Source organism: Pseudomonas sp. B21-040, from assembly GCF_024748695.1.
Classification (GTDB): Bacteria; Pseudomonadota; Gammaproteobacteria; order Pseudomonadales; family Pseudomonadaceae; genus Aquipseudomonas.
Map to the genome: position 1 here is coordinate 5,903,721 of NZ_CP087176.1, position 17,486 is coordinate 5,921,206.

The following is a 17,486-nucleotide window of genomic DNA, read 5'->3' on the forward strand; positions in this document are numbered from 1 at the left end:
TAGGAGCAAGGCTTGCCCGAGAGGGCATCACTGCGATCGGACAGCTACACCGCGGTGATGCCATCGCGGGCAAGCCTTGCTCCTACAGGTCATCATTTCAGAATCAGGAGGACACTGTCCCATGGCCGCATTTGCCCACTCCATCGGCGCTCTGACCTATCGCTTCGAGAGCCTCAAGGACGTCATGGCCAAGGCCAGCCCGGCGCGCTCCGGTGATTTCCTGGCGGGCGTCGCTGCGCTCAATGATGGCGAGCGGGTGGCTGCGCAGATGGCCCTGGCTGACATCCCGCTGACGCATTTCCTGCAGGAAGTACTGATTCCCTACGAGGCCGATGAAGTCACCCGACTGATCATCGACACTCACGACACACACGCCTTCGCCGTGGTCAGCCACCTCACTGTCGGCGGTTTTCGCGACTGGCTGCTCAGCGACGCTGCCGATGAACTGAGCCTGCGTGCACTCGCCCCCGGCCTGACGCCGGAAATGGTGGCCGCCGTGTCGAAAATCATGCGCGTCCAGGACCTGGTCCTGGTGGCACAGAAGATCCGCGTGGTCACGAAGTTTCGCGGCACCCTGGGTTTGCGTGGCCGGTTATCCACCCGCTTGCAACCCAACCACCCCACCGATGAGCCCGCCGGTATTGCCGCGAGCATTCTCGACGGCCTGCTGTATGGCAACGGCGACGCGATGATCGGCATCAACCCGGCCACCGACAGCATCGCCTCGATCTGCGCCATGCTGGAAATGCTCGACGCGATCATCCAGCGCTACGAAATCCCGACCCAGGCCTGCGTGCTGACCCATGTCACCACGTCGATCGAGGCGATCAATCGCGGTGTTCCGCTGGACCTGGTGTTCCAGTCGATCGCCGGCACCGAAGCGGCGAACGCCAGTTTTGGCATCAATCTGAACGTTTTACGCGAAGGCTATGACGCCGGCTTGAGCCTTAATCGCGGCACACTGGGCCAGAACCTGATGTATTTCGAAACCGGGCAGGGCAGCGCGCTGTCAGCCAACGCCCACCACGGTATCGACCAGCAAACCTGTGAAACCCGCGCCTACGCGGTGGCACGACATTTCAAGCCATTCCTGGTGAACACGGTTGTAGGATTTATCGGCCCGGAATACCTCTACAACGGCAAACAGATCATTCGTGCCGGCCTCGAAGACCACTTCTGCGGCAAGCTGTTGGGCGTGCCGATGGGTTGCGATATCTGTTACACCAACCACGCCGAGGCCGACCAGGACGACATGGACACCCTGCTGACCCTGCTGGGTGTGGCCGGGATCAACTTCATCATGGGCATCCCCGGCTCCGACGACATCATGCTCAACTACCAGACCACCTCGTTCCACGATGCCCTCTACGCCCGCCAGACGCTGGGACTGAAACCAGCACCGGAATTCGAACAGTGGCTGGCAAAAATGGGCATTTTTACCCAGGCCGACGGCAAGATTCACTTCGGCGACAGCCTGCCACCGGCCTTCCGCCAAGCGATGGCGCAACTGGGATGAGTGCTTTTATGGATAAGCCAACTGTTGATCCACAAAACCCGTTGCTGGAGTTGCGCCGCCTGACACCGGCGCGCATTGCCTTGGGCCGCACTGGCACGAGCATGCCGACCAGCGCTCAACTGGATTTCCAGTACGCCCATGCGCAGGCGCGGGACGCGGTGCATTTGCCGTTCGACCACGCGGGGCTCAGCACGCAATTGGCTGAGATCGGACGCGCCAGTGTGTTGCTGCACAGCGCCGCCGCAGACCGCAACAGCTATTTGCAACGCCCTGATTTGGGCCGAAAACTGAGTGATCCGTCGGCGCAGACGCTACGCAATTATGCGGCGGCCAATCCCGGCGGGGTCGATCTGGTCATCGTGGTGGCCGATGGGCTGTCGGCACTGGCCGTTCATCGCCATACCCTGCCGTTTCTGCAGCGCCTGGAGGAACAGGTGCTGGCCGAAGGCTGGTCCGTATCGCCGGTGATGCTGGTGGAACAGGGCCGCGTCGCGGTGGCCGACGAAATCGGTGAGCTGATGGGGGCGAAAATGACGGTGATCCTGATCGGCGAACGCCCTGGACTCAGCTCGCCAGACAGCCTGGGTTTATATTTCACCTACAATCCAAAGGTCGGGCTGACGGATGCTTTTCGCAATTGCATCTCCAACGTCCGGCTCGAAGGGCTGAGTTATGGCATGGCCGCTCACCGCTTGGTGTATTTGATGCGCGAGGCCTGTCGCAGACAGTTGTCGGGGGTCAATTTAAAGGATGAAGCGCAACTCCAGACCTTGGATTCGGACACCCGCGCGGACCTGAAACGAAACTTCCTGTTGGGTCAGCCTGATGCCTGAACCGTTTCCGCATTGCGTTTGCGCGCCGGTTTCAGGCAGGATCGACGAACGGCCGCCCGGGTTTCCCATCGCCGTCATCAACGTAAGACAGCCATTTGAAGACGAGACCTACCATGCGGATTATTCAAGCGACCCTTGAGCACCTGGACCTTCTGGCCCCACTGTTCGTGAAGTATCGTGAGTTTTATGGATCCCTGCCTTACCCGGACTCGTCGCGTGCCTTTCTCGAAAAGCGCCTGCGTCGCAAGGAATCGGTGATTTATCTCGCGCTGTCCGATGACGACAGCAACAAACTGATGGGTTTCTGTCAGCTGTATCCGAGTTTTTCGTCCCTTTCGCTTAAACGCGTGTGGATCCTCAACGACATCTATGTCGCCGAAGATGCCCGCCGCCAGTTGGTGGCCGATAACCTGATCCGCACCGCGAAGAAGATGGCCAAGGAAACCAATGCCGTACGCATGCGTGTTTCCACCAGCAGCCACAACGAAGTCGCGCGCAAAACCTATGAATCCATCGGATTCAAGGAAGACACCGAGTTCAAGAACTACGTGCTGCCGATCAGCGACGAACTCTGACCGCACCGATCGACTGTGGGAGCCCTCCCTGGCTCCCACAAAAAATCCGCATCAACCATCCATCCCCCCGCGACATCCCTCGCTACAAACTGAACGCTCTTTTCACTTTTCAGTCCGTATAATCGCGACCTTTCCGGCTTGTAAGAAAAACTACATCTACCAGTAGTCTAAATACCAAGTCATCCGCACAGGCCTGCAGAGCCGGGCCATCACCACAGGTGCTTTATATGGATTTCAACCCGATCGACATCGTGCTGCATCTCGACGTTTACCTCGACATGCTGGTGAGCAACTACGGGGCCTGGATCTACGCCATTCTCTTTTTGGTGATTTTCTGTGAAACCGGCCTGGTGGTGATGCCGTTCTTGCCAGGCGACTCTCTGCTATTTATCGCGGGTGCTGTTGCAGCCGGTGGCGGCATGGACCCTGTATTGCTCGGCGGCCTGCTGATGCTGGCGGCGATTCTCGGTGACAGCACCAACTACCTCATCGGTCGAACGGCAGGCGAAAAGCTGTTCAGTAACCCGAACTCGAAAATTTTCCGCCGCGATTACCTGCAACAAACCCACGAGTTCTATGACAAGCACGGCGGCAAAACCGTAACGATGGCGCGCTTCCTGCCGATCATCCGCACCTTTGCACCGTTCGTCGCCGGTGTCGGGAAAATGCCTTACCCGCGTTTCTTTTTCTTCAGCGTCTTCGGCACGATCCTGTGGGTCGGCGGCCTGGTGACCCTCGGTTACTTCTTCGGCAACGTACCGTTCATCAAGAAAAACCTGTCGCTCCTGGTGGTGGGCATCATCCTGCTGTCGCTGGTTCCAATGATCATCGGCATGGTCCGCAGCCGCCTCGCCAACGCCGCGTCCAAAGCCCAATCGCGCTGAACTGCGATGTGGTCGCTTAGCGCCTGGCGCCGCCAGCGCACCTTGGCCAAGCACCCGATTGCCGACGACATGTGGCAGCGGGTGCGCCAGCACTTGAGCTTCCTCGATGGCATCAGCGCCACTGAAGACCAGTGGTTGCGCGAAGCCTGCGTGCTGTTCCTCGAAGACAAACACCTGACCGCCCTGCCCGGCGTCGAACTGCACCAGGAGCAACGCCTGTTGCTGGCAGCGCAAGCGCAATTGCCGCTGCTGAATCTGGGCGACTTGAACTGGTATCAAGGTTTTCACGAAATCATCCTCTACCCCGATGACTTCCTCAGCCCCCAGCGCCATCGCGATGCCAGCGGCGTGGAGCATGAGTGGGACGGCGAACACAGTGGCGAGGCGTGGCAGCAAGGGCCGATCATTCTCGCCTGGCCTGGCGTAATGGCCAGTGGTGGCTGGGAAGGCTACAACCTGGTGATCCACGAACTGGCGCACAAACTCGACATGCTCAACGGCGTCGCCAACGGCCTGCCGCCGCTGCACCCCGACATGCGGGTCAGCGAATGGGCCAAGGTGATGCAAGAGGCCTACAATGACCTCGACGGGCAACTGGAGCGCAACCCGGATGCCGAAACCGCCATCGACCCGTACGCGGCAGAAAACCCCGCCGAGTTTTTTGCCGTCACCAGTGAATACTTCTTCAGCGCCCCGGATTTGCTGCACGAGACTTATCCACAGGTGTATGAACAACTGAAGCTTTTCTACCGGCAGGATCCGCTGAGCCGGTTACGGCAACTTCTGGCTGAAGATCCGGTCTACCGGGACCACGACTAAGGTCTACACGACCTCTGGTACATAGCGTCATCGGCGGAATATGCCTATAATCGCCGCCACTTTTTGGTCAATCCGGCCAAGTATTTCTGGTCAACTAACGGGGGCAACGCCCAATGAGCTACAGCAAGATTCCGGCTGGCAAAGACCTGCCGAACGACATCTATGTCGCGATCGAGATTCCGGCCAACCACGCGCCGATCAAATACGAAATCGACAAAGACAGCGATTGCCTGTTCGTTGACCGTTTCATGGCCACCCCAATGTTCTACCCGGCCAACTACGGTTACATCCCGAACACCCTGGCTGACGACGGCGATCCCCTCGACGTGCTGGTCGTGACCCCTTACCCGGTTGCTCCAGGTTCGGTAATCCGCGCCCGTCCGGTCGGCATCCTGAACATGACCGACGACGGCGGCGGCGATGCCAAAGTTATCGCAGTTCCGCACGACAAGCTGTCCCAGCTGTACGTCGATGTGAAGGAATACACCGATCTGCCGCCGCTGCTGATCCAGCAGATCGAGCACTTCTTCGCGAACTACAAAGATCTCGAAAAAGGCAAATGGGTGAAGATCGAAGGCTGGGCTGGCGCAGACGCCGCTCGTGACGCGATCACCAAGTCGGTTGCAGCCTACAAAGGCTAAGACGCCTTTGGCCTTGCGCCACTGACGACTAGAAAAAACCCCGGTTGATCCGGGGTTTTTTGTGCGCGCTCACAAAGTGGTTTTTAAACAGGACGTTTATCTCGCGCTCGCCACGGTTTTTTCTTGTTTAATTTGTTCAAAATACGTCTTACATCCGGTCGTAAATTTCCCTCGAAATTTGAACGGTTCGTTTATTCAAACGCCCACCCTGCGCCCGTAGACTCGTGTTTATGAAAAAGAACACTAGCGGCCCACGGTTTAAAGCGCTCCTCGAAAAAGCGAACATAACGACGACAGGATTTGCCGCTTTCTTCGACACGGAAGCGCAAAACATCCACAACTGGTACACCCGCGGCGTGCCCGCCTACCGCATGGAAGAGGTGTCCAGACTGCTGTCGGTCAACAGCGACTGGCTCAAGACCGGTGAGGGTCCACAAGACTCCAAACACCTGCGCCTGCTCGACGAGTCAGGCAACACCTTCGACGCCCAGGCGATTCGTGGCATCTACACGGTCATCGAGCCGAGCGACGTCGAACTGCCCCTCTACAAAGAATCCCCCATCGCCCCGGGGTCTCACAAAACCCACATCGTGGAAGACACCGGCCAATTTATCCGCCTGCCCAAAAGCCACCTCGACTCCCTGGAAATCAACCATGCTGACGCGATCGGCATTCACATGCTCGGTAATAGCATGGGCGCGAGGATTGAGGACGGCTCCACCCTCGCCATCGACCGTGGGCTGACCAAGGTGATTGATGGGGAAATTTACGCCCTCGACCATGACGGGATGCTGCGCATCAAATACCTGCACCGCATGCCCGGGAATGCGCTGCGATTGCGCAGCTACAACAAAACCGAGCACCCGGATGAGATTTTCAGCGCCGAGCAGATTGATAAGCAGAACATCAGGGTGTTGGGGTGGGTGTTTTGGTGGTCGACGCTGAACAAACGTCGACCGACGGTGCCGTTCCTGTAAACACACAACCCCTGTAGCAGCTGGCGAAGCCTGCGTCCGGCTGCGCAGCAGTCGTACAACCATTCACCCCGATGTTTCAGGTTCACCGCGGGTATCGATTTACGACTGCTGCGCAGTCGGACGCAGGCTTCGCCAGCTGCTACACATCACCGCAATCGCTCTACCCCGCACACCACACTGGGAATTTCCCCAAAAAATCAGTATGCTGCGCCCCACATTTGCGCATCAACCCGCCCCGCGGCTCTGATCGCACCGACACGGCAGATGACTTTCTCGCCAAGTCCCACAGCCGGACGCAAGATCCGGGTGTACGTTTTGAAGGCTGGCGCGGTTTACCAAAAATGATCCAAGCCAGTCCCCGAGAAGCCGGCCACAAGCCGGCTTTTTAATGCCTGTAGAAAAACTCTTATCCAGCGTCAGCAGTGCTGGCACTCTTTTCCAGCAGGCGATAGAGGGTTAATAAGCAAGCAGCTTTCTATCGAAGGAAACATCCGGAAAATCCAACCTGCTTGCGCCGGATAATTGCGCTGACTTATCTTCGACCGTCCCTGCCAAACCAGCATTGGATTCACCATCCCACCGGTTGAGTCGGACAGATTGCTCCCCATTCGCATGCGCTTTTTTTATGGTTCTTCACGGAATCCCGGCAAACGCAACGAAATCGCGCCAAAAAAGCCACGAGGAACAACGCATGAGCGACACCCCTGTCAGCCTGAGCATGCCACCCGAAGGTTATGGCGATTGGCTGAGCGAGCTCAAAGGTCGCATCCATAGTGCCCAACAACGCGCCACTCTTGCGGTGAACCGTGAACTGGTGCTGCTCTATTGGCAGATCGGTCAAGGTATTTTGTCCCGGCAAGCACAACAAGGTTGGGGAGCCAAGGTGATCGACCGCTTGGCTCAGGATTTGCGCACAGCCTTTCCTGATATGAAAGGTTTTCCCCCTCGCAACCTCAAGTACATGCGCGCGTTTGCTGAAGCCTGGCCGGACGCCAAATTTGTGCAAGAGGTGCTTGCACAATTGCCTTGGTATCACCAGTTAGCGCTGCTGGACAAATTGCCCAGCCCAGAAACCCGCTGCTGGTATGCAGCCCAAGCCATCGAGCACAACTGGTCGCGCAACATTTTGGTGATGCAGATAGAGACCCGTCTGCTGGAGCGTAGCGGCAAGGCAGTCAGTAACTTCGATAGCCACCTGCCCAAACCGCAGTCCGATCTGGCCCGCGAGTCGCTGAAGGATCCTTACCGCTTCGACTTCCTCGGCCTGACTCTTGATGCTCAGGAGCGCGAGATTGAAAACGCTCTAGTCAAGCATGTCACCGAGTTCTTACTGGAGCTAGGCGCGGGCTTTGCCTTCGTCGGCCAGCAAGTGCTGCTGGATGTCGGCGGTGACGAATTCTTTATCGACCTGCTGTTTTATCACCTAAAACTTCGTTGCTATGTGGTGATCGAACTCAAGGCTGGCAAGTTCAAGCCAGAGCATTTGGGGCAACTGAGTTTTTACCTCACTACAGTGGATGCTCAGTTCAAGCACCCACAGGATGGCCCGACCATCGGCCTTTTGCTATGCAAGAGCAAGAACAAGAACAAGAACAAGAACAAGAACAAGAACAAGATAGTGGCCGAATATGCCTTGCGCGATAACGCTCGCCCTATCGGCGTGGCCGAATACCAATTAGTGGAGTCTCTGCCGACGGAACTGCAAACGAGCCTGCCCAGCATCGAACAGATTGAGCGCGAATTGGCCAGTGATGACGCATCTATGAAGGACGACGCGCAATGACGGAACAGGCCTGAAAACCCCACTAATGGACTGGCTTGTAGTTCTACCAAGGACGCTATGCAATGCTCAATTACCCCCTCACGGATAACTAAACGACTTCACCAACGTCAACTCCCCCACCGCCCGCATCGGCACCAGAAACGTCTCCATCTTCTCGCTCGGCGTCCCCTCCTCCGTAATCACCGTCACCTGCGCAGTCGTCAGCGGCTGAACCGCATCTTCTTCCCCCTCTTCATCACTGCGATACCCGCCGCCAAAGTAATTCACATACACCAGATACTGCCCCTTGATCGGTGCCGGCATGGCAAAGATTTCCGGGCCGTAGCCGGTGGTCACGTCAACATCCAGCGCAGCGCCGTTAGGTGCGACCCGGTCGCCGTACCAGATGTGCGCGCCATCCGGGGTGATGAGGTGCAAGTCCAGGTCGGTGCCGTCGCTGTCCCACGACAACAACACCCGCAACTTGGCCGGTGTTGCGCCACCACTGGCATTGAGAAACTGCGTGCGATGCCGCTGCTGCCCATCAGGGCTGCGCACTTCAACGCTGTTGCTGCCGTTCGGAAACGAGAACGGGCGATCGAAGCGGCCCGTCGGGTCGATTTTCAGCGGCATGCTCACGCCATTGACGATCAATCGGCCAGGCTCCGCAGACTTGGGCGTGGCTTTGATCTGGCCGCTGATGCGCGCGGTGTTGGCCTGGCCTACGGGGGTGTTCACCGACGAAGCGGGATAGTTGACGGTCTGGCGGAAGTTTTCACCTTCGCCTTCAACCGCGCCTGTGCGCCAACCTCCGACGGGAGTGTCAAGGTTGACGGCGGCCGCGAAAATCGTCGGCAGTACGCCAAAAGAACAAAGGAACAGGAGGACCTGTGGATAACGGAGTTTCATGGCCTATTCCAGCAAGAGGTGGCGGGCGAGCCCTTCGATGTAGGTTTCATCCTGGCCGTTGGGGTGTGCTTCGAAGGCCAGGTGCAGGTATTCGTGAGTCAGGTCGAGGCGGTCTTGCAGCGACAGCACGCCGCGCACGTAAATGCGCTGGCGTTCGCGGTCGACATAGGGCCGGCCGAAGGCCAGGCGACAGACGGCGAAGGTGCTGACTTCGTTGTAGCCGACTTCGCTTTCGAGGCGCAGGCGCCAGCCGCGACGCTGCTTTTGCAGCCAGTCTTGCGCGGCGGGCAGCGCTTCGCAGGAGGCGACGGGGTTGTCCCAGCGGCTGAGACTGGCGCGTGGGTAGGCGTGCAGCAAAATGGCGTCGAAGCGTTGGCCGGCGTTGGCTTGCTCGACGGCGTGTGTCCAGGAGAGTTTGTCCGGACCGGGTTGGTCGGAGTGGTAGGTGACGGTGCTGCCGGCCAGCACCAGATCGCTGGTCCAGGCGGCGATGTGGCGCGATTCGGCGGTGGCTGGTCGCGGGGCGACGCGTTGACGGCTGCTGCTGTCGTCGATACTCAGGCAGTCGCCGTTGCGGGTGGCGTTTTGCAGCAAGTAGGTGCGGATGGCAATGGCCAGGGCTTTGGCGGCTTCGAGGGGTTCCGGTTTGGCTTCACGCTGAAGGACACGAGCGACGTACTCTTCACGATCCAGACGGGCGACGAGCTTGTCCTTGAGCAGAAACAGTTCGCCGTCGCTGTGAATATCGAGTTGGTTGCCGTTGCTGAATTCAACGCGATAGTCGCCCTGCAATGGCCCCGAATCAACAACACGATCACCCGCCAGAACGCGCCCGATCGGGTAGCGAGAAAATAGCCCGACTTCAACGCAGCGCCCCGCCTCCAGGGGCCAATCAACCGGCAACACCGACGACAACGCCTGACCGTAATGGCGCAGCACCATTTGACTGGTCCCGCGCCCACCGGCCCAGATCGGCGCGCCAGCAGCGGTCCAACCGGCAAACCCGCCCTGACGCGACGACGGGTCCTGATCGCCCAACCAGCTCCAGGTTTTCACCCGCAAGCGGCCCCCGAGTTCCCCCACGACATTGCCATCAGCGGCATTGAGCACCACGTCCAGCAACACTCGCCGCGCCTGATCCTGCGCCGGCATCACGGCCAGCACCTTGAGCAATTCAGCGACGGAAACTCGCGTGGAAGGCTTTAACGATGGCAAGTCCAGTAGCCACTCCGGTGCTTGTCGGTTTTGCCAATACTGGCGCCAATCAGCAGAAACAATGCCCAGACGCGCCGGCTCAAAGTACAAGCCGCAGGATTTGACCAACGCCTGATCGCGCTCAATTTTTCCGCCGGCCGTGCAGCAATACACTTCGTCCTTCGACTGGCCGTGACACTCATAAGGCGATTCATGGGCGCCGGTATCCACCAGCCAGCCATAAACGAACAACTTCCACAGACTGCCCAGCGGCGCTTGAAAATCAGCGGGCATGGGCTCGCGGGCTATCACCTGAGTCCGGCTCAGCGACAGCAATTCACCGTTAAAGCCCAGCCGCAATAGTTCGTCCTGCGCTGTCGCCAGCGCAGGGATCAAACACAGCAGTAACCAGACCAGAGGTCGGGTCATGTCAGTTGACCGTGACCTGGCCCAGGGCCGGTTTCTGCTCCTGCGCTTGATGTTGCGGCGCGTAGACCTGAGTGAAACGCACCGGCGGCAGGTTGAACTGGCCTTTCTGCGAGAAACGCACCAGATGCCGCAGGCGCAACTCACCGCTCAAGGCATCCACCGGAATGGCATAGGCCATTTGCCCCGGTTCAAAACGCGCTTTTTCCAGCGAAGTCGGTTCGGTACCCGCCTTGCCCATCAGCTTGATGCCCCACGTCGTGCGCTCTACATCGGCACCCGGCGGCAACGGCACTTCGAGCATGCCGTAACGCAGCGGTTTGGCGGCTTTGCTGGTAACGATGACTTCGTCCAGGTACAGACTGTCACTGGACAACGGCTGGGAGCCGACCGCTTCGAGTTTGAAGGTGAAGGCTTCGTCACCCGGCACCAGACGCGACAGGCGACGGGTGATGGTCACGGCCATCGGATCAACCGCAGGTTGCCTGGTCTGGAAGCTCAGCGCGGCACGCAAGGGACGCTCTTGCTCCCCACTCAACGACAACACCGCCGGCACAGGCGTAGCGCCCTGCCACGTCCAGTACATCTCACCGGTATCACCGTAGTTTTTCTTCCAGCCTTCGCCCGGTGCCAGGGCGATGGTCGGCGACGCCTGCTCGATGCTGCGTTGCAACCAGGTCAGCGCCAGGGCGCGCTCCAGCGTCGATTGCTGTGGCAGCAACCGTTGCAACAGCGCTGTCGCGTGAGCCTGATCGAAGGCTTGCAGCGACAGGTTCAGCGCTTCGGCAAATGGCTGGGAACTGACCGCCAACCGTTGCTGCGCAGCCGCCAGTTGCCGATTGAACGCGTCCGGCAGAGCGACCTTCGACTGCTTGGCCAACGAGGCGGTCAAGGTACGTGCTGCGGCCAGGCCCAGCGCCGAATCCGGATCACTCATGACGAGGCTGTCTTCGCCGTCCTCCATCAGGTTGGCGGCATTGCCCTCGCCGGCTTTCGCCAGATCGTCCATCAAGCCGCTGAGCAAGGTGTTCACCGGCAATTGCATTTGTTTGGCGAACGACAGGATCAGCGCGCGCTGCAACAGCGGCGTGTTCTTGGCTTGCTTGGCATAGACCTCCAGCACCCGCTGCCAATGCTCCGGCGGCAGGCTCAGATCCAGCACTTTGCTGGCATTCCAGTCGGCGTAGTAGGCGTAAGCGGTGAGGAAGGCATCCGGTTCGCCGTCCATGCCCCACCAGGTGAAGCTCGCGGATGGCCCGGCCATTTGCACCAGACGCAGACGGCTGTTCTGCATGATCAAACGCAAGCGATCACGGATTTGCGGATTCGACGACAAGGTCGGGTAAGCGATGCTCAGCGGCAACAACTGGCTGGACGTCTGTTCGACGCCACCGTACGGGTAGCTCAACAGATCATCCAGCGCCGAACGGAACAGCGCTTGCGGGCTGTCATCCAGACGCAGGCGAATGTCGCTGGCGTCTGCCGGCAATGTCAGCGGCGTATTGCCACTGGCCACGTCCAGGCTTTGGCTTTGTGTGACCTGCCAACCTTCGCCGGTCGCGGTCAGACGCACAGCCAAAGCGTCGGCGGTTTTGCCGTCCTGTACCAGCTCAGCGGTCCACTCACCGTTAGCCAAGGCGAACGCGGGCAGTGCGATGTAGTTGATGCCGTTGTTCAGCGTCACCGGCACGCGTTGTTCGGTGCCTGCGAAGTGAATCACCAGCTCAGCCTTGACCGGCTTTTCTGCCTGGCTGAAGGCGAAAACACCGAGCGAAGGCTGGTCGCCGCTACGGAATTTGGTCGGGCCGCTCCACTTCAGATACAGCGGTTTTTCCGAGCGCACGAACTGTTTCTTCTGCCCGACCTGACCGTCATCGGCGATGGCCCGGGCGGTAATGCGCCAGCGAGTCAGCGAGTCCGGCATCTTGAAGGTGAAGCGGGTTTTGCCGTTGGCATCGGTCAGCAGTTCCGGCTGCCACGCGGCGGTATCGACGTCTTCACGACGCGGCCGCTCCAGCACTTTCACCCCGCGCTCACTGCGGTTGGCTTTGCCCGGTGCGCCCGGGCTGCCCGGCAGTGCAACGTCGTAGCTGATGAACGACAGGCTGGCGCTGGTGCGCACGTTGTTACGACGCGGGTGATAGAAGAACTGGTCGATGGTCGGCGCGACTTCCGGTTGCAGCGCGTAGACCATTTCGTCGACCACGCTGACGGTCAGGTGCGCCGGAATCGGCTTGCCGGCGAACTGCGTGGTCAGGTCGACCGACACGGTATCGCCGGGCTGATACGTCTCTTTATCGGTGGCGATGGCCACGTCGATTTGCGGTGCAATCACTTTGATGCCGGCGTTCTGGAAGCTGTACTGGCCGCCCTTGGTGTACAGCACGGAGAAGGTCAGGTTCGGCGCAAAACTGTCCTTCACCGGGATGCGCGCGCGGTACTGGGTGTCGCTGAGTTTTTCCATCTTCAACCAGTCACCGCCCTTGGACAGCAACGCCGTGGCCTCGACCTTGTCGCGCTCCAGTGACAGCAGCGCATCGCTGATCGGCTCCGGGAACGTGATCAATGCCAGGGCTTCGTCGCCGGCCTTGTACTCGGGTTTATCGAGGACGATTTCCACGGTGCCCGGCACGGCTTTGACGCCGTCGCCGGTGACCGAATGACCGGTCGCGCCAATCACGCGGCCATGCTCATCCTTCAACGTCAGGTTGTAAGTGCCCGGACGGTCGAAGGCCAGAGTGAAGCTTTTATCGGTGGCCGCGAGTTTGCCCTCGCCAGTGGTCTGGTCCTCCAGACGCACCCAGCTGTAGCTGCTCGGCGTCACCGCTTTGCTCTGCTCGTTGGCGCCTTCATTGACGTAGCTGAAAGCAACCTTGTCGCCTACCGCGCTGAAGCGACGCGGCGCACTCAGGCTGAAGCTTGCCGCGCCACGGTCGATGAGGATTTCCTTGGTGGTCTTGACCCGATACGCAGCGCCATCGCTGGCGAAAACGGTGAGCATGTAGCGGCTCGGCTTCTCGGCGGCCGGCAGGTCGAGGGTCGCGTTGCCCTTGGCGTCGGTGGTCAGTTCGGTGCTGGTCAACTCAACCGGGAATTGCCCGAGGTATTGCAGCTCGTTGTCGACCATCGACAATTGCTGGGCACGCAGGCTGAGGCTCAATTTGGCATTGGCCACCGGTTTGCCGTCCGGGTACAACAACACCAGGCTGCCCTTGACCGGTTCGCCGGTGCGGTAATCCTGTTTGGCCAGGTTCAGCGAAATCTCGAAGTGCGGCTTGATGTATTCGGCGACCCGGAACGCGCTGCTGTAAGCCTGATCCTTGTAGCTGAAACGCAGCTCATAACCGCCCGCCACCGCGTTGTCCGGCAACTGGAAGCGACCTTGTGTGCCGGACTTGGAATCGAGTTTCAGCGCCAGCGATTGCAGCGCCGTGCCAGTGGCATCGAGCACGGTCACGTTGACGTCGGCAGCGCTCGGTGCCACTGAATCCCGGGCATTCTTGAACTCGCGCCCGACGATTTTCAGCGACACCCAATCCCCCGGCCGATACAGCGGCCGGTCGGTGAAGGCGTAGAGTTTAGTGTCGTAGATTTCGCTGTCGTAGTAGAAGTTCTCGGAGACAAACACCCCGCCCTCTTCGTCCTCGCCAATCACGAACGAACGCTCGGGACTGACGTGTTTCAGACGCAGCAAACCATCGGCATCGGTGGCGCCGCTGCTCATTACGCCGAGGCCATCGGTCCACAGCACATTGACCTTGGGCACCGAACTGCCTTCGTGTTTGCGCGCGGCCCAGACCAGCAGTTCATCACCGGCAATCTTGCTCACGGCCACGGTGTTCGAGACAAACACCATGGTCGTCGCACGGTATTTGCCGATCAACGCTTCCACCAGATACAGACCCGGTTTCAGGTTGCCCAACGGGATGTACACATTGCCCGGTGCAACGCTGACGAACTCACTGGAAGAGCCGGCCAGGTTCACCCCGGTCGGTGGCTGGATCGGTTTGGCTTGCCACAGCGGATAGCGGAATTGACTGACCACCGGCAGGCCCGGGATCAGGGCGAATTGTGGCTGAGCGTCGTAGGGCGTTGGCGCCGACATCGCATTGCCCATCTTCAGTTCCGGCACTTCCTCGGTGACCTGTTGACGCGACTCGTAGGAGAACGCCCGCTGCATCACGCGACGGGATTTTCGGTACCAGTTGTCCCACAGGTACGCGAGGGTATTCGACAGGCCTTCACCCTTGAACTGACCATCGCTGACCACGCGGTGCAGGTTCTTCTGGCGCTTGAGAAAATCCAGCGGTTTGTCGATGCGGTACACGCGAATGTCGGCGCCGCCATAAGGCTCCATGCGGAACCGACGGTAATCGCGACCCGGCGCTTCGAGGCGCACCATGGCCTGTTCGTCACTGGCGAAACTGCTGTCGGCCAGCAGGAAAAAGCTTTCGCCGGCCACCGGCGTATAGCCGCTCGGCTCGACGGTGTCTTCGGCATTGACCGCCGAAAAAGGCAGCACTAATACCAACAGTAGAGGCAGAAAACGCAGCATGCGGGCACCGGTCATTGGGAGAGAAAGTTCAGTCGATAGACGCCGATGAAGTTGGGGTTGGCTGCGTCGGGTATCCATCGGGTGTCCTTCCATGTCATGAGTTGCTGCAGGCTTGCCGAACGCATGCCGTTGTCAGTGGGGGTGGTGGTGCCGGTGTGATAGGCGATGTAGCGGCCCATCCAGATCATCAGGTGCTGGTCGTCGCCCTGATCGAAAAACATCAGGTCGCCGGGCCGGGCTTGCGCCACGTCACGGCCCACCAGATGACTGTTGAACTGAATCAGTTTGATCGCGTTGACGTACGGCCCGACCTTGCCACCGCCCTGCTGCCATTGCTGGGCGAGGCCGCGCTGGGCCTCGCTCAATTGCAGCTCTGGCGGCAGATAGCGATTGGACAAGCCGTTGCTGCGCAGCCATTTATCGTCGTGGACTTTCAGCGCTTCGTTGGCCGCGAAACGCACCAGCCCGGCACAGTCCTGCTGATACCAGCGCGGGCTTGGGCCTTGGGTCAGTTGCTCCTGGGCGATGCGCACAAACCAGGCGCGAAACACCTGGGACTGCTGCGGGTCCAGCGGCGCCGCCTCAGTGGCAAAGGCGCGACTGCCCAGCAACATCGCCAGCAAGCCGAGGCCTCGGATGAGTGCGGTCACAGGGCTTTCCACTCCAGCGGCAGCCATTGCCAGTGGCCGTCGGGCTCGCTGCCTTCAGGCAAGGTCAGGGCGTACTTGCCATAACCACCGAGCTTGCGCAGTTTCGGGATCAGGTAGGTTTGCGCGGCGTTGTAAAACACCGGCTCCATGTCTTGCGGCAGGCTGTCGAGGGTTTCCTGTTGCATCAGTTGCGCCATGGAATCCGGACCGAAGTACATCGGCATCAGCAGGTCTTTGGGCACCACGTCGGCCATCGGCGGGAAGCGCTTGTCGAGGGTGCCGAGGGCCTTGTCGACGAGTTTGTCGTCGAGGGAGAACAGCAGCGTCGAGCCGTGACGCGCGAGGCTGACTTTCATGAAAGCCTTGCCGGAGATCGCTTCCGGGTCTTGCGCCTCCTTGGCTTTATAAGGACCGAAGTTGGAGCTGACCTGACGCAGCCATTGATGAGTTTGGTCGGTCTGTTTCTCGACCACCGGGAAGGCGTGTTCTTCAACGTTGGGTTCAAAGGCACCGACCATCGAGCCGAACAAAGTGCCCAGGTCCGCATCGAGTTTAGCGCTGCCCTTGTCGTTCAGGCTGGCCACCAGCAACGGTGTGTAGAGACGAGAATCGGCGTACCAGCACAGGCCCGCCGCGCCGGCCATGTGTTCGGTCAGGGCCTCGGCCACCGGTTCTTCGGCGCCGAGTTTCACCAGCAACGGTTTCTGTTGTTCGGCGGCGAGCGGCAAAGCCACGCAGGCACTGGCGCCCATCGGCATGGCTTGCCAGATCGGCTTGAAGTCGAAGTCCGGCTGATCCTCCAGTTCATCCAGGGCGAGGAAGCTGTGCCAGCCCTTGTCGTCCATGTCGAAACGGACGCCGGCGAAGTTCGGGATGAAGCGCTGATACCCCATGGCCAGGACGCTGGAATTGACCGACAGGCGTTGCTTCACTTCCGGTGCGCGCGGTGGCAGGCCGAACGCCTCCGGGAACAGTTTGTCGCCATTGAGCAATGCCGCCAGCGCCAGGGTCGAGACACTGCCCGGCTCTTCACTCGGACCATTGGCCGGGTCATAGAGTTTGGCGGGATTGGACAGCACCACCAGTTTGTCGCCATGGGAGGCGAACACCAGCGCTTTGCTGTTGTTGTAGGTGAGCTGGTACAGCGCCACCTCGTCGGTGCCGACTTTCACCTCGCCAAGCGTTGTCAGTTGCGCATCGTCCAGCGCCACTTTGGCCAGCGGTTCCAGCACCTTGGCCAGACCGCCGCGATCCATCACCAGCAGGAAATCCTTGAGCCGGCCATCCGCCCCGCGCCACAGCGCCACGTCGGCCGGTTGATCGAACAGTTGCTCGATCAGGCTGTCCTGCAATTTGAGGTCATGCTCGTAGATTATCCGCCGCAGGCTGCCGATTAACCCCAGGCGATCCGCATGCGCTTCGTAATAGAAGACGAAATCTTCGGTCAGGGTTTCCTTGAGGAACGGCACCGCCAGCAAGTCCTTGGGCAATTGGCTCAAGGAGCGGGTTTCGAGCAGGCCGTCCGGCCGACTCATGCCCAGTTTGTCACTGGCCAGCGCCGCCACCGGCAACTTGGGTTTGTGCATGAACCAGCCCAGACCGCCCGCCACGCCCGCCACCAGGCACAGCCCGACCAGCAGCGCCGGCCAGCGGCGAGGAGTTTTGGCAGCAGGCGTTTCAGCGGCCGGGGAAACAGTCTTTTCGCTCATGTTTACGCTCATGTTCCCAAAGTTCAGCAATTCATC

Annotated in this window: 13 protein-coding genes; 8 read left to right on the top strand and 5 right to left on the bottom strand. The window is 59.8% G+C overall.

Annotated elements, in window-relative coordinates; translation table 11 throughout:
- The first annotated feature begins 121 nt into the window (after window positions 1-121).
- From LOY55_RS27035 to LOY55_RS27070, 8 genes are all read left to right on the top strand, one after another.
- Window positions 122-1,516 carry an ethanolamine ammonia-lyase subunit EutB gene (locus tag LOY55_RS27035; protein ID WP_223525614.1) on the top strand — a complete coding sequence of 465 codons (1,395 nt, stop codon included), beginning with the start codon at window positions 122-124 and terminating at the stop codon, window positions 1,514-1,516.
- A gap of 8 nt (window positions 1,517-1,524) precedes the next feature.
- Entirely contained in the window at window positions 1,525-2,349 is an 825-nt protein-coding gene (gene eutC / locus LOY55_RS27040) for an ethanolamine ammonia-lyase subunit EutC (RefSeq protein WP_223525615.1), read from the top strand.
- A gap of 113 nt (window positions 2,350-2,462) precedes the next feature.
- Window positions 2,463-2,924 (top strand): N-acetyltransferase, encoded by a 462-nt coding sequence (locus LOY55_RS27045; protein ID WP_046028751.1) that lies wholly within the window; start codon window positions 2,463-2,465, stop codon window positions 2,922-2,924.
- Window positions 2,925-3,151: 227 nt separating this feature from the next.
- The gene (locus tag LOY55_RS27050; RefSeq protein WP_223525616.1) at window positions 3,152-3,808 is read left to right on the top strand and encodes a DedA family protein; all 657 of its coding nucleotides are present in this window, start codon (window positions 3,152-3,154) and stop codon (window positions 3,806-3,808) included.
- Window positions 3,809-3,814: 6 nt separating this feature from the next.
- Window positions 3,815-4,627 (top strand): zinc-dependent peptidase, encoded by an 813-nt coding sequence (locus LOY55_RS27055; protein WP_109786359.1) that lies wholly within the window; start codon window positions 3,815-3,817, stop codon window positions 4,625-4,627.
- A gap of 113 nt (window positions 4,628-4,740) precedes the next feature.
- Window positions 4,741-5,268 (top strand): inorganic diphosphatase, encoded by a 528-nt coding sequence (gene ppa / locus LOY55_RS27060; RefSeq protein ID WP_008052339.1) that lies wholly within the window; start codon window positions 4,741-4,743, stop codon window positions 5,266-5,268.
- Window positions 5,269-5,498: 230 nt separating this feature from the next.
- Window positions 5,499-6,245, top strand: a complete 747-nt coding sequence (locus LOY55_RS27065) for a S24 family peptidase (protein ID WP_046028760.1) — start codon at window positions 5,499-5,501, stop codon at window positions 6,243-6,245.
- A gap of 691 nt (window positions 6,246-6,936) precedes the next feature.
- Complete coding sequence (locus LOY55_RS27070; protein WP_258667124.1) at window positions 6,937-8,028, top strand: YhcG family protein; 1,092 nt, start codon at window positions 6,937-6,939, stop codon at window positions 8,026-8,028.
- A gap of 78 nt (window positions 8,029-8,106) precedes the next feature.
- Here the strand turns inward: LOY55_RS27070 and LOY55_RS27075 are convergent, their stop codons facing one another.
- From LOY55_RS27075 to LOY55_RS27095, 5 genes are read right to left on the bottom strand one after another with little or no spacing between them, the layout of a single operon-like run.
- The gene (locus tag LOY55_RS27075) at window positions 8,107-8,916 is read right to left on the bottom strand and encodes a YfaP family protein (protein ID WP_223525618.1); all 810 of its coding nucleotides are present in this window, start codon (window positions 8,914-8,916) and stop codon (window positions 8,107-8,109) included.
- Window positions 8,917-8,919: 3 nt separating this feature from the next.
- Window positions 8,920-10,539 (bottom strand): DUF2300 domain-containing protein, encoded by a 1,620-nt coding sequence (locus LOY55_RS27080; protein ID WP_223525619.1) that lies wholly within the window; start codon window positions 10,537-10,539, stop codon window positions 8,920-8,922.
- 1 nt (window position 10,540) lies between these two features.
- Entirely contained in the window at window positions 10,541-15,106 is a 4,566-nt protein-coding gene (locus LOY55_RS27085) for an alpha-2-macroglobulin (RefSeq protein WP_223525620.1), read from the bottom strand.
- Window positions 15,103-15,768, bottom strand: coding sequence for a DUF1175 domain-containing protein (locus LOY55_RS27090; protein ID WP_046028765.1), 666 nt, complete (start codon window positions 15,766-15,768; stop codon window positions 15,103-15,105). Before LOY55_RS27090 ends, LOY55_RS27085 begins: the two co-directional genes overlap by 4 nt.
- On the bottom strand, window positions 15,738-17,450 hold the full coding sequence (locus tag LOY55_RS27095) for a DUF2138 domain-containing protein (protein ID WP_046028766.1): 1,713 nt from the start codon (window positions 17,448-17,450) through the stop codon (window positions 15,738-15,740). The genes LOY55_RS27090 and LOY55_RS27095 overlap by 31 nt, the downstream gene beginning before the upstream one ends.
- Window positions 17,451-17,486 lie beyond the last annotated feature (36 nt).

What these genes read in the sequence shown, in the direction of transcription:
- LOY55_RS27095 (WP_046028766.1), bottom strand. Translation starts at nt 17,450, where the DNA reads ATGAGCGAAAAGACTGTTTCCCCGGCCGCTGAAACGCCTGCTGCCAAA.
- LOY55_RS27055 (WP_109786359.1), top strand. Translation starts at nt 3,815, where the DNA reads ATGTGGTCGCTTAGCGCCTGGCGCCGCCAGCGCACCTTGGCCAAGCAC.
- LOY55_RS27050 (WP_223525616.1), top strand. Translation starts at nt 3,152, where the DNA reads ATGGATTTCAACCCGATCGACATCGTGCTGCATCTCGACGTTTACCTC.
- ppa (WP_008052339.1), top strand. Translation starts at nt 4,741, where the DNA reads ATGAGCTACAGCAAGATTCCGGCTGGCAAAGACCTGCCGAACGACATC.
- LOY55_RS27035 (WP_223525614.1), top strand. Translation starts at nt 122, where the DNA reads ATGGCCGCATTTGCCCACTCCATCGGCGCTCTGACCTATCGCTTCGAG.
- eutC (WP_223525615.1), top strand. Translation starts at nt 1,525, where the DNA reads ATGGATAAGCCAACTGTTGATCCACAAAACCCGTTGCTGGAGTTGCGC.
- LOY55_RS27075 (WP_223525618.1), bottom strand. Translation starts at nt 8,916, where the DNA reads ATGAAACTCCGTTATCCACAGGTCCTCCTGTTCCTTTGTTCTTTTGGC.
- LOY55_RS27085 (WP_223525620.1), bottom strand. Translation starts at nt 15,106, where the DNA reads ATGACCGGTGCCCGCATGCTGCGTTTTCTGCCTCTACTGTTGGTATTA.
- LOY55_RS27045 (WP_046028751.1), top strand. Translation starts at nt 2,463, where the DNA reads ATGCGGATTATTCAAGCGACCCTTGAGCACCTGGACCTTCTGGCCCCA.
- LOY55_RS27065 (WP_046028760.1), top strand. Translation starts at nt 5,499, where the DNA reads ATGAAAAAGAACACTAGCGGCCCACGGTTTAAAGCGCTCCTCGAAAAA.
- LOY55_RS27080 (WP_223525619.1), bottom strand. Translation starts at nt 10,539, where the DNA reads ATGACCCGACCTCTGGTCTGGTTACTGCTGTGTTTGATCCCTGCGCTG.
- LOY55_RS27070 (WP_258667124.1), top strand. Translation starts at nt 6,937, where the DNA reads ATGAGCGACACCCCTGTCAGCCTGAGCATGCCACCCGAAGGTTATGGC.
- LOY55_RS27090 (WP_046028765.1), bottom strand. Translation starts at nt 15,768, where the DNA reads ATGGCTGCCGCTGGAGTGGAAAGCCCTGTGACCGCACTCATCCGAGGC.